The sequence below is a fragment of the Novosphingobium sp. 9U genome (assembly GCF_902506425.1).
In the GTDB taxonomy this organism is placed as follows: domain Bacteria; phylum Pseudomonadota; class Alphaproteobacteria; order Sphingomonadales; family Sphingomonadaceae; genus Novosphingobium.
This window is the reverse complement of sequence record NZ_LR732469.1, coordinates 977747-990000: the sequence shown is the minus strand read 5'-3', so window position 1 is coordinate 990000 and position 12254 is coordinate 977747. Positions and strand designations below refer to the sequence as shown.

The window sequence follows — 12254 nt, the reverse complement described above, 5'->3', positions numbered from 1 at the left end:
GACACGTGAAATCCTGTCTGAACATGGGGGGACCACCCTCCAAGCCTAAATACTCGTACATGACCGATAGCGAACACAGTACCGTGAGGGAAAGGTGAAAAGCACCCCGATGAGGGGAGTGAAACAGTACCTGAAACCGAATGCTTACAAGCAGTTGGAGCCTCTTTAGGGGGTGACAGCGTACCTCTTGCATAATGGGTCAGTGACTTAATCTATCGAGCAAGCTTAAGCCGTTAGGTGTAGGCGCAGCGAAAGCGAGTCTGAATAGGGCGACTGAGTTCGATGGATTAGACCCGAAACCCGGCGATCTAGGCATGACCAGGTTGAAGGTGCGGTAACACGCACTGGAGGACCGAACCGTTGAATGTTGAAAAATTCTCGGATGAGTTGTGTTTAGGGGTGAAAGGCCAATCAAGCCGGGAAATAGCTGGTTCTCCGCGAAATCTATTGAGGTAGAGCGTCGGATGATTGCCGTTGGGGGTAGAGCACTGGATGGGCTAGGGGGTCGCGAGATCTACCAAACCTAACCAAACTCCGAATACCAACGAGTCTAGTCCGGCAGACAGACGGCGGGTGCTAAGGTCCGTCGTCAAAAGGGAAACAGCCCTAACCTACAGCTAAGGTCCCCAAGTCATCACTAAGTGGGAAAGCATGTGGGAGTCCCAAAACAACCAGGAGGTTGGCTTAGAAGCAGCCATCCTTTAAAGAAAGCGTAACAGCTCACTGGTCTAAATAAGGGTTCCTGCGGCGAAAATGTAACGGGGCTCAAGTGATGCACCGAAGCTTAGGGTGTGATCGTTTACGATCACGCGGTAGCGGAGCGTTCCGTAAGCGAGTGAAGCGATCTGGTAATGGGTCGTGGACGTATCGGAAGTGCGAATGCTGACATGAGTAGCGATAAAGAGGGTGAGACACCCTCTCGCCGAAAGACCAAGGGTTCCTGCTTAAAGCTAATCTGAGCAGGGTGAGCCGGCCCCTAAGACGAGCCCGAAGGGGGTAGTCGATGGGAACCACGTTAATATTCGTGGGCCTGGTGGTGTGTGACGGATCGCGTGTATTGTCATCTCTTATTGGATTGAGGTGGCTTTGAAGCGGTTCCAGGAAATAGCCCCACCGTATAGACCGTACCCGAAACCGACACAGGTGGTCAGGTAGAGTATACCAAGGCGTTTGAGAGAAGTATCCTGAAGGAACTCGGCAAATTGCCTCCGTACCTTCGGAAGAAGGAGGCCCCACGTATGCGCAAGCACTCGTGGGGGGCACAGGCCAGGGGGTAGCGACTGTTTAGCAAAAACACAGCACTCTGCTAAGTCGGCTTCAAGACGACGTATAGGGTGTGACGCCTGCCCGGTGCTCGAAGGTTAAGAGGAGGAGTGCAAGCTCCGAATTGAAGCCCGAGTAAACGGCGGCCGTAACTATAACGGTCCTAAGGTAGCGAAATTCCTTGTCGGGTAAGTTCCGACCTGCACGAATGGCGTAACGACTTCCCCACTGTCTCCAGGATATGCTCAGCGAAATTGAATTCTCCGTGAAGATGCGGAGTACCCGCGGTTAGACGGAAAGACCCCGTGCACCTTTACTGCAGCTTCAGAGTGGCATTAGGAAGAAATTGTGTAGCATAGGTGGGAGGCTTTGAAGCACCGGCGCCAGCTGGTGTGGAGCCATAGGTGAAATACCACCCTGTTTGTTTCTGATGTCTAACCTCGTACCGTTAGCCGGTACAGGGACCCTCTGTGGCGGGTAGTTTGACTGGGGCGGTCGCCTCCTAAAGAGTAACGGAGGCGCGCGATGGTAGGCTCAGGACGGTTGGAAACCGTCTGCAAGAGTGCAATGGCATAAGCCTGCCTGACTGCGAGACTGACGAGTCGAGCAGAGACGAAAGTCGGTCATAGTGATCCGGTGGTCCCTCGTGGAAGGGCCATCGCTCAACGGATAAAAGGTACGCCGGGGATAACAGGCTGATGATTCCCAAGAGCTCATATCGACGGAATCGTTTGGCACCTCGATGTCGGCTCATCACATCCTGGGGCTGGAGCAGGTCCCAAGGGTTTGGCTGTTCGCCAATTAAAGTGGTACGTGAGCTGGGTTCAGAACGTCGCGAGACAGTTTGGTCCCTATCTGCCGTGGGCGTCGATACTTGAGAGGAGTTGTCCCTAGTACGAGAGGACCGGGATGAACATGCCTCTGGTGTACCTGTCGTGGCGCCAGCCGCGCAGCAGGGTAGCTATGCATGGACGGGATAACCGCTGAAAGCATCTAAGCGGGAAGCCTCCCTCGAGATTAGGTATCATCGAGTCGTGATAGACCATCACGTTGATAGGCCGGGTGTAGAAGTGCGGTAACGCATGAAGCTAACCGGTCCTAATCACTCTGTTCATGCTTGAAGATCCCACCATCAATGACAGACCTGCCTGATCGGCAAGCGTCGTTGGTAGGCACGGACGATCAGCCAGCCAGATACACATCACACATCAAGTGCACGGAAACATCGATTAAAACCCATACGAAACGCGCCAGCTCCATTGCTTGGTGACCATAGCGTCAGTGACCCACCCGATCCCATCTCGAACTCGGCCGTGAAACCTGACAGCGCCAATGGTACTAACGCTCAAGCGTTGGAAGAGTAGGACGTCGCCAGGCATTGAAGCCGGCGCGCTTTCGTAAGGATCACAAAAANGCGCACGTACTCTGGCGACATCAAGCGGATCTCGTGACCTCGCGCGGCAAACAAACGCCCGAGATGATGAGCGCCGCAGCACGCTTCCATCGCAACCACGCAGGCTGGAAGCTTTAACACGTAGTCGATCAACGTCTGCCGGCGCATCGATCGGCGCACCACTACCGCGCCAGCTGCATCGACGCCAACAATGCTGCACGAGTTCTTGCCGAGATCAACACCAAGGAGCACAATAGACATCGGTCTGTTCCTTCTCCTTTTCTGACGCCAGCATCATATCCGACGCTGGGGGAAAAGGGGCGGGCCATCCCATAATGGATGGCAAAGTGGGGAAGGGAGCTGGGTGATCTGAATGGCGCGGTGGGGTCGTACGGTTCACCCGCTTTTCATGAGCCAAGCGAAGGCGCGCCTGAGGTGCTCGCTCGCATGCTCGCCGAAGCACTCGCCGTGGGAGAAGATCACGCGCCGAGGCTCGGTCGCGATCATGTGGCTTACTGACTTGCGGGCCTCTGCCTTCTTGGAAAGCAGAACGGCGCGTACGTGAAAGCCCGTGGTCCCCCGTGTCGCGGCGGCAGCGCGCATCAGCAGAGACGTCACTGGCGGCAGCTTGGCGGGGTCCATGTTTTCGATGAGATCGGCGAGTACAAGGGTGCGGCTCGGCCGGTGAAAGAACCAGGCTTCGCAAAAGCCACCACCGCCTCGGACCAGTCCCTGGTCGACGGCATCAGCCCACTCCGCAGGTGCAGCGTGCGCCAGATCAGCGTCGATGCGCACGCCCGAACGGCGCACCAGCCCCCGATCCCGTAGCCCGGGGACCGCCCAGAGCTTCGCGGTGGGATAGGCAAGCTGCCACTCCGCCAAAAAGCTGGAGTGCGCGATTGTCGGGGCGATTAAGTGGCGGACCGGCCCGATCTCCTCGATCGCTTGAGCGAGTCTGGGTGTATAGCGAGTAGGCGAATGCAGCAAAACACTGCCGTCGCTCAGGCGGAGCATAGTCATGCGCACGGGCAGCTTCATTCCCGCGGCACTGATAGGGCCACTGTCGACGATCCATACGCCGTCGCCCAGCGGCTTAGGCTGGTCGAGCGGAGGGTAAGTGATCTGTGCATCGGACACGCGGCCCTTGCGTCGCACAGCAAGCGCGAGGGCGGTCAGCCCGGCGGCGACGAGCAATCTGGGCAGAACATTTCGGAATCGTAAGAAACTATCCTCGTTCATTCGTTTGGACCTTGCAGGCTCGCACACTAATTATGCTTGCTGCCAAATTCCTCGACGCGGTGCCGACTAGATGAATGGCTTGCCGCCGGTCACGGCGATGGTGGCACCTGAGATGTAGCTCGCTTCGTCCGTGGCGAGCATTACGTAGGCGGGCGCCAGTTCCTTCGGCTGCGCCGGCCTGCCGAGCGGCGTGTTCTTGCCGAACTCCACGACCTCCTCGACCGGCATCGTCGAGGGGATCAGCGGCGTCCAGACCGGCCCTGGAGCCACGCAGTTGACCCGTATTTTCCTGTCACCCAGCAGCTGCGCCAAGCCGCCGGTAAAGTTCTGGATCGCGCCCTTCGTGGTCGCGTAGGCGAGCAGCGTCGGTTTGGGCGTGTCGGCGTTCACCGAAGTCGTGTTGATGATGCTGCTGCCCTCGGTCATGTGCGGCACGGCCGCCTTGGCCAAGTAGAACATCGCGTGGATGTTCGTGGCGAAGGTCTTCTCCCACTCCTCGTCGGGAATCGCCTCGATGGTCTTGAACGTCATCTGGTGCGCGGCGTTGTTGACCACAATATCTATCCGTCCGAACGCCTTGACGGCCCGATCGATCACGGACCGGCAATGCTCGGCGCGGCTGAGGTCGCCGGGGACGATGACCGCCTTTTGACCGGCCTGTTCGATCCACTTGGCGGTGTCCTGGGCATCCTGGTCCTCGTTCAGGTAGGCGATAAGGACATCCGCACCCTCTCGCGCAAACGCGATCGCCACCGCCCGGCCAATGCCGCTGTCGCCTCCGGTAATAACTGCCTTCTTGCCGCTCAGACGGCCTGAGCCCTTATAGCTCTCCTCACCGTGATCCGGTTTGGGATCCATATCGGCGATGGTGCCCGGTATGCTCTGCTGCTGCTCAGGCAGCGGCGGCATCGGTGCCTCGTCGTGGTCGCTCGGCATTGCAGATCCCCTTGGTTCTTGACGAGCAAAGCCGCGCGCGGGCCGGACAGTTCCGCGGCATTGTTCGCATCCTGTCGAACCGTTCCGCTTGCGCGATCTACGCGCATGCGCTTGATCCAAGTCATCGACCTGCGTGCTTACGGGCCAGTCGGCTCAAACGCCGAACGGCCAAGTCTCGTCGGGGCCGGCTTGTGAAACCTCTTCGGTGCGGGCTGTGACGGCCCTAGTCGTGTCGAACCACACGAAGCCATCGTACTCCTTTGCGAGCGAAGCTTCGGAGTAGTGGCTCCAACGCTCCGTCTGAGGACGATAGATCACGCCGATGTAGCGCTCCAGTCGCTCCTGCGAGAGCGCTGTGCGAAGGTCCTCATCGGCGACGCCGCCTCTAAGATCGAGCATGAACCTGTCGATGCCGCTATCGTGCATGATCCGCTCGTGACTGTCGGAGCGTGAAGGGTTGACAGCTTTGATCTGCATCGGCTCGTCCCAATCATCGGCTGCGGCGACCGTCCCGGTGTGCGTGCCGAGACCGATCAGACACGCCGCACCGTCGTAGCGCTCGCGCACGAGCTGGCCGAGGTTGAGTTCGCCGTGGCTCCTGCCCATGTCCGTATGGCGCGCGTCGCCGACGTGGCTGTTGTGTGCCCACACCACCGCCTTTGCCTGCGGCCCCTTGTGCTGCAAAAGCACCTGCAGAGTGTCGGCCATGTGCTCGTCGCGCAGGTTCCAGCTGGCGGCAGAGCCATAGTACATAGCGCGGTAGTACGCCTCGGCATTGGCGACGAGCCGGGCATTCTGGATCGCGTCCAGGAACGAGTCCGGCTTCTCGGCCGCATAGCTCTGTTCGTTCGCAAGTATGGCCCGTAGCATTTGCACAACCCCCGCTTCGCATCGTGCGTGTCCTTCGCTCCTTGCAATTCTACCGTAGATTTCAGGTTGTTCCTTCCAGGGTTTCAAGCAGCCGTAAAGCTTGCGGGCCTCAGAGGCCGCAGGGGGATCCGTCTGCTCCAGATACTCGATCACCGCTCTGATCGACGCGTTCATGTTGTAGAGGTCGAGACCATGAAAACTGACGCGGTCGGCCTCGTTCTTGCCTCGGTTATGCTGGGTTAGCCAATCCACAAAGCCCTGGAACTCTGCATTGCGCCACATCCAAGTCGGGAACCTGGTGAACGGCGCTTCTGCCCCGATGGTGGGCGGCTTGCCTCGAACGATCCGATCGATAACCGCCGCGTCGGGCCAGTCTGCCTCAACCGCCACTATCGTGAAGCCATGCTCCTCGACCAGGCGACGCGTCAGCGCTGCGCGCGCACGATAGAATTCCGAAGTGCCATGGCTCGCTTCGCCGAGGCAGATCACTCGCGCATCGGCGAACCGATCGATGGCACGGCCAAACGCGGGATCGTCGATCGGCGGCAGCGGCTCGGCTGCTCGCGTGACCAGATCTGCTGGCGCTTCGCTCTTCAGATTCATGTGCCAACTCCCTTCATGAGCAATCAACGGAGTTCATCGCCGACAGTTCATCCGGGTCATGCTGATCTCGCCACGGCTCAACGTTGCTTTGCGGCTGTGGAGCTTGAACGCGGTCGGCAGCTCGCGGCTAGATCGACGTTGCACGGCGACTGCCTTTGTGTCCCACGGCAGCCAGGCGCGCAGTCTTGGCATCCTAGGCACCGCACCCATGTTGAATGCAGCAGCCGATACCGCAGGCAGTCTCGCGAAGGATCGCCCCGGCGGAGGCGAACGTTTGTGGGAGACCGGCGCCCCGTTAGCGGTCCGGCAGCTCACATGAACGGATCGCCGCTTTTAAAAACCGCTCAGGTGGCGCTGAGTGGCTGAAGTTGGCTCGAAGCCGGCCGACGCCGGAAGCCACTCCATCTTAAGAGGTGACGGACTGCGTCGGCATCAGCAAGGCTATCCATGAGTCGAGATCTTGATGGTCATCTGGATCGTGATCTCTATGAAAGGTCGCCCATTACCGTCCACTCGACGCCGCGAGACTGCCGATCTGCCGTGCCGCGTCAGCCAGATGCCGCCCCCTACGTTGCCCGCCGTACCGCTTGCGGTTCAGGCGATCCCACGCTCGAGCAGGCGTATCAGCCGGGCCGAGAAGGCGCGCGGGTCGACCGGCAGTTCGCCGTCTGCGATACGGGCTTCGTCGAACAGGAGATGAGCGGCGTCCGCGCTAAGGTCCGGGCTTTCGGCTTGCACGGCGCTGAGCTTCTCGATGAGCACATGGTGCGGATTGACCTCCAGCACTGGCTTGGCGGTGGCATCCAGCCGCCCCGCGCCGGCGAGCAGCTTCTCGAGCTGGCGGTCCATGCCATGCTCGGGCGCCACGAGGCAGACCGCGCTTTCGGTCAGTCGGTCGGACGCCCGAACGTCGGAGACGGCGGCGCCCAGCGCCTCCTTGACGAAGGCGATGAAGCCGTTGACCGCATCCGACGCGGCGGCGGTCGGCTGCTCGCCCTCGGTCAAGGGGATCAGGCTGAGATCAGCCAACCCTTGCGTCACCGACTTGAACGGCTTGCCCTGATAATCGAGCCCTGAGGCCACCCAGAAGCTGTCAATCTGGTCGGCGAGCAGAAGCACCTCGATGCCCCGCGCGCGGAATCCCTCGAGTTGCGGAGAGGTGGCAAGGCGATCGAGATCGGTACCAGTGGCGTAGTAGATCGCGGTCTGGTTCTCCTTCAGCGCCGCCGCATACTGCTCAAGCGAGCGCCATCCGCCGTTCGACGTCGTGGTCTTGAAGCGGGCGAGGGCCAGCAGCGCTTCGCGACGGGCATAATCTTCGTACAGCCCCTCCTTCAGCACCGCTCCGAAATTGTCCCACAGCTTCAGATAACGCTCGGTATCGCCGGTCGAGAGCTTGTCGAGTTCGGATAGTACTCGGTTGGCGATGCCCTTCTGGATCGCGGCGAGCACGGGGCTTTCCTGGATCATCTCGCGCGAGACGTTGAGCGGCAGATCGTTCGAATCGACCAGGCCGCGCACGAAGCGAAGATAACGCGGCAGGATCTGCGCATCGTCGGTGATGAAGACGCGGCGGACGTAGAGCTTCATGCGCCCGGCACGATCGGGATCGAACAGGTCGAACGGCTTGGTCTCTGGGACGAAGGCAAGGGCGGTATATTCGTGCAGCCCTTCGGCACGATAGTGGAGCGTCAGCGCGGGCTCGTCGAACTGGCCAGCGGCGCTGCGGTAAAAGTCTTTATAATCCTCCGCGGTGATCTCGGCCTTGGGCCGGGTCCACAGCGCCGCGCCATCGGCGATCTGCTTGGGTTCGGCGTCGGGCTTGTCCTTGAGGACGATCGGCACGGCCACATGGCCGGATTGCGCCTTGATCGTGCGCTCGACCGTGAAGCTCTCGGTATAGCTCGCCGCATCCTCCTTTAGGTGCAGCATCACACGCGTGCCCCGCGCAGGCGCATCGGCGATGTCGACCGGCTGGATCGTGTAGGTGCCGAGCCCGTCCGACGACCACAGGGCGGCGGAGTCCCAGCCTGCGCGGCGCGAGGTCACGTCGACACGGTCGGCGACCATGAAGGCCGAGTAGAAGCCGACGCCAAACTGGCCGATGAGCTGGCTGCCCTCGTCCTTGCCGGCGGCGATCTTGTCCATGAAGGCCTTGGTGCCCGACCGTGCGATCGTACCGAGCGCGTCCGCCAGCTCCTCCTCGCTCATCCCGATGCCGTTGTCCTCGATCGTCAGCCGCCGTGCGTCGGGATCGAGCGTCACCGTGATCTTCGGCTGACCGTCATCACCGAGCAACGCGGCATTGCTCAGGCCTTCGTAGCGGAGCTTCTCGCATGCATCCGCCGCGTTCGAGATCAGCTCGCGCAGGAAAACATCCTGATCCGAGTAGACTGAATGCACCATGAGGTGCAGCAGCTTGGCGACATCGGTTTCGAAGGAACGAGTTGCGGGCGCGGCGTCGGTGGTCGTCGTCATGCAAGCTTCCTAAAGGTCTCCAAGGTTGATCGCCGCAGCAGATGGCTGCCAAAGCAGTCGCTTTCAAGCGTTCTCGATGAAGCGGATCGCGCCTCATCGACTTACCGGCGTAGCATTCGGCGGACTATGCTAGCGCGACGAACCCTCGCGCTCGCGATCCTATGCTGCTCAGCAAGATACGAGGGATCTCCAGGTTCGCGTCGGCGCACGTGAACGAAAGGCAGGTTCTGGGAAGCTGGCGAGCGACGCTGAACGTCCTGTTATGGGTCGAGCTCCCATGTGCCGCCGGACCGCAATCAGGCGGTTCGGCGATTGAAGGTTGTTTAAAGCATCTGCGCCGTGTGTCCGATCTTCCAAATCGACCGATCGGATGCGCTGCACGGCTCTTGTCGGAACCGCGGAATTTTCATGTTGCGTACAGGTCGACTCGGCAGTGTCGAAGTATGTCTTTGCTCAATCGACCATCTGCAGACACGATCATGTGTCCTGAATGTGGGTACCGTGTAGCTGGCGCGTTAGCTGGAGTTCTGGCCTCGCACTGGCGTGAGAACCACAGTGACGTCATGCCGTGGCATTTAGCTTGGCCACTGCTCCGAGACGGGATCTATGTCCCGTACCAGTTCGGAGGGCGAAAGCCAGAAAGAACCAAAAATACCCGTGGGGGGCTGTTAAAGTCCACTTAACGTCATTCCGGAGGTGGCGAGCTGGTTCCGGAAGGGCCGGAGCCCACATGAACGAGGGGCAGAGGTTGGAGAGCGAGCAGGGCGGTCTGAACGGCCGCAGTTGGGGTGCGCCGTGCAAAGGCGGCGTTTTCTAGTGGGTGCAAGTCCCACCCGGCGAATTGCTCCCGCCGGAAGCAACCGGGGCAGGCATGAAGGTGACGAAATGTCTGAAGCCCCCGGATGACGGTCACGTAGGTGACCGTGCGAGTGTGCAGGCCGCAACGTGAGTAAACGCTGAGCAAACCTCGAAAAGGTCGATGTGCAGGCCGACCCGACACCCATTTCGGGGAAGGCTGATATGGACGGGCGTTTGAGCGACGTTTGGAACCCGTCTGCTGCACCGGAGTAATGGCGGCAGCATGTACAAGGAAAGCGCACGCAACACGGGAAGCCCAATCACGTGCTCAGGGATGAGCAACCGGACGCCCGCGAGGGAGGAATGGGCGCGATGGGGTGGCGGAGAGGCTCGTAGTACCGGGGAAACCGGGTAATGCCGGTGGAGGGAAGGGGCCTCAGTTCAAGGCGAACGCAGCAAGCGGGAAAGGACAGGAGATTGGGAAACCTATCAACTCCGAAGTGCGTCCAGAAACTGCAGATGGCGTTACACGCGAAAGCGAAGGCGGAAGCCGGCTATCGCTTCTACGCGCTGTACGACAAGATCAGCCGCGATGACATTCTGGCCCATGCTTATGCCAAGTGCCGCTCCAACAGGGGCGCACCGGGTGTGGATGGCCAGGGCTTTGCGGACATCGAGGCGTATGGCGTCGAGCGGTGGCTAGCGAAACTGGCGCTTGCGCTCAGAGAGGAGACCTACCGACCGGAACCGATCAGACGGGTCCATATATCGAAAGCCAACGGCAAACTCAGGCCGCTGGGCATCTCCACCGTGCGGGATCGGGTCTGCATGACAGCAGCGATGCTGGTGCTGGAGCCGATCTTCGAGGCCGACCTTCCACCTGAAATCTACGCCTACCGTGCCGGGCGCAACGCCCAGCAGGCCGTGACCGATGTGGAAGACCAGCTGTTTCAAGGCCGTCCTGATGTCGTGGACGCCGACCTTGCCGACTACTTCGGCAGCATTCCTCATCCCGAACTGATGAAGTCCGTGGCTCGCCGGATCGTCGATCCGCGCGTGCTGCACCTGATCAGGTTGTGGTTGAACTGTGCTGTCGAGGAGGTCGACAACCGGGGTCGGAAGACACGAACGACGGCGGCCCGGGATCAGCGACGCGGCCTCCCGCAAGGATCACCCATCTAACCCTTGCTGGCAAATCTATACATGCGCCGGTTCGTGCTGGGGTGGCGGAAGCTCGGCCTTGGGCAACGCCCCGGCGCTCGGCTTGTCACTTACGCCGACGACCTCGTCATCCTGTGTACGAAGAGCAATGCGGAAGCTGCGCTCGATCACATGCGCAGGCTGATGGGCAAGCTGAAGCTGACATTGAACGAGGAGAAGACCCGCATCTGCAAGGTGCCGGACGAGAGGTTCGACTTTCTGGGTTACACCTTCGGGCAGATGTACTCGGCGAAGACGGGGCGAGCCTACATGGGCCATCGGCCGTCCAAGAAGAGCATCAAGCGGGCGGTGGAGACCATCCACACGCTCACCGAGCGAAGGTCTACATGGCAGGATGCCACAGTGCTGGTGGGCAAGATCAACCGGGCGCTGCGCGGATGGGCCAACTACTTTTCGGTTGGCACCACGCGCAGGGCGTACCGCGCGATCGATAGCTACACGGTGGTGCGGCTGCGTCGGTGGCTTCGGCGCAAGCACGGGAAAGCCGGCAAGAGGGCGGAAGCTTATCTACCCCAGCACCTCTACGAGCAGTACGGGCTCGTACGTCTTACCCAGCTTGGTCGGGGCGCGCCGTGGGTGAAGGCGTGATGCTTTGTCCGAGAGCCGGATGCAGGGAGATCCGCATGTCCGGTTCAATGAGCAAGGGGTGAAAACGGGTCGTCTGGTAAGCTCCACAGGCGAACCGCACGATACCGCGCCACCTCCTGACTCTACTCACGCCAGCTTAGATCAGATATCCATTCGCTCAGACAGCTCCAGCGCGTCTTCTACGTCCACTCCGGGGTAACGGACGGTGCTCTCGATTTTTGCGTGACCGGGCAGGATCTGCACGGCGCGCAGGTTGCGAGTCGCCTTGTAGATGATAGATGCTTTGGTGCGCCGAAGCGAGTGCGTTCCGTACTCCTCGGCCTGAAGGCCGATGCCCGTAACCCACTCCCGAACAAGCCGACCATACTGCCTCGTGCTCATGTGGTCCATGTAGTCATTGCGGCTCGGGAAAACAAAGTCGTTCAACGTGCCGCCGCGTCGCTCAAACCAGGAGAGCAGGGACTGCCGAGCTGGTTCAACGATTTCGAACTGTACCGGGCGCTTGCTCTTCTGCTGCACGACAATGGCCCGGTCGCGAATGCGACCACCGGCCATTATATCTCCGATCCAGACTTTGACGACGTCGCAGCCGCGCAGTTTGCTGTCGATTGCGAAGTCGAAGAGGGCTCGATCCCGTAACCTTCGGTGCTGGTCGAGCCAGAACCGAATGGCCCAGACCTGCTGAGGTTTGAGTGCCCGCTTAGCTCCGACCACTCGTCCTTCGTTCCAGGGTCGAAGATCATCGAAAGCGGGGTCCAGCGAGGAGTGTCCAATCGCCTGTCTCCATGGCCCCGCCGCAGCACTCCATCGTACAGCAGTTTAGATATGGGATCACTTCAAAGTTGGATGCCATCGCGCATCGGCA

General features: G+C 60.3%; 6 protein-coding genes, 2 rRNA genes and 2 pseudogenes (1 of these 10 cut by a window edge). 4 read left to right on the top strand and 6 right to left on the bottom strand.

The annotated features are described in order from the left end of the window. Both GV044_RS04495 and rrf read left to right on the top strand, forming a co-directional pair. Window positions 1–2385: ribosomal RNA gene (locus GV044_RS04495) — 23S ribosomal RNA — on the top strand; it begins 413 nt to the left of the window's first position. Window positions 2386–2525: 140 nt separating this feature from the next. Next, window positions 2526–2640, top strand: a 5S ribosomal RNA gene (gene rrf, locus GV044_RS04490). A 37-nt stretch (window positions 2641–2677) separates the two neighbouring features. Here rrf and GV044_RS04485 read toward each other — a convergent pair. The 5 genes and pseudogenes from GV044_RS04485 to htpG form a co-directional block, all read right to left on the bottom strand. Then, window positions 2678–2917, bottom strand: a pseudogene (locus tag GV044_RS04485) (IS110 family transposase); the annotation flags it as partial. Between the two features lie 135 nt (window positions 2918–3052). After that, window positions 3053–3850: a DUF4336 domain-containing protein gene (locus GV044_RS04480; RefSeq protein WP_201299010.1), complete on the bottom strand. Its 798-nt coding sequence runs from the start codon at window positions 3848–3850 to the stop codon at window positions 3053–3055. Window positions 3851–3961: 111 nt separating this feature from the next. Next, a complete protein-coding gene (locus GV044_RS04475; protein WP_159866009.1) occupies window positions 3962–4831 on the bottom strand; it encodes an SDR family oxidoreductase in 870 nt (289 codons plus the stop codon). Between the two features lie 153 nt (window positions 4832–4984). After that, window positions 4985–6304 carry an erythromycin esterase family protein gene (locus tag GV044_RS04470; RefSeq protein ID WP_159866006.1) on the bottom strand — a complete coding sequence of 440 codons (1320 nt, stop codon included), beginning with the start codon at window positions 6302–6304 and terminating at the stop codon, window positions 4985–4987. Between the two features lie 594 nt (window positions 6305–6898). Further along, window positions 6899–8782 (bottom strand): molecular chaperone HtpG, encoded by a 1884-nt coding sequence (htpG, locus tag GV044_RS04465; RefSeq protein WP_159866003.1) that lies wholly within the window; start codon window positions 8780–8782, stop codon window positions 6899–6901. A 1212-nt stretch (window positions 8783–9994) separates the two neighbouring features. Here htpG and GV044_RS21790 point away from each other — a divergent pair. Together GV044_RS21790 and GV044_RS22065 are read left to right on the top strand one after the other, a co-directional pair. Beyond that, window positions 9995–11002: pseudogene (locus tag GV044_RS21790) on the top strand (reverse transcriptase domain-containing protein); the annotation flags it as partial. Window positions 11003–11020: 18 nt separating this feature from the next. Beyond that, window positions 11021–11389, top strand: coding sequence for a group II intron maturase-specific domain-containing protein (locus tag GV044_RS22065; protein ID WP_371741609.1), 369 nt, complete (start codon window positions 11021–11023; stop codon window positions 11387–11389). 141 nt (window positions 11390–11530) lie between these two features. Here the strand turns inward: GV044_RS22065 and GV044_RS04455 are convergent, their stop codons facing one another. Continuing rightward, on the bottom strand, window positions 11531–12163 hold the full coding sequence (locus GV044_RS04455; protein ID WP_159870859.1) for a tyrosine-type recombinase/integrase: 633 nt from the start codon (window positions 12161–12163) through the stop codon (window positions 11531–11533). Window positions 12164–12254 lie beyond the last annotated feature (91 nt).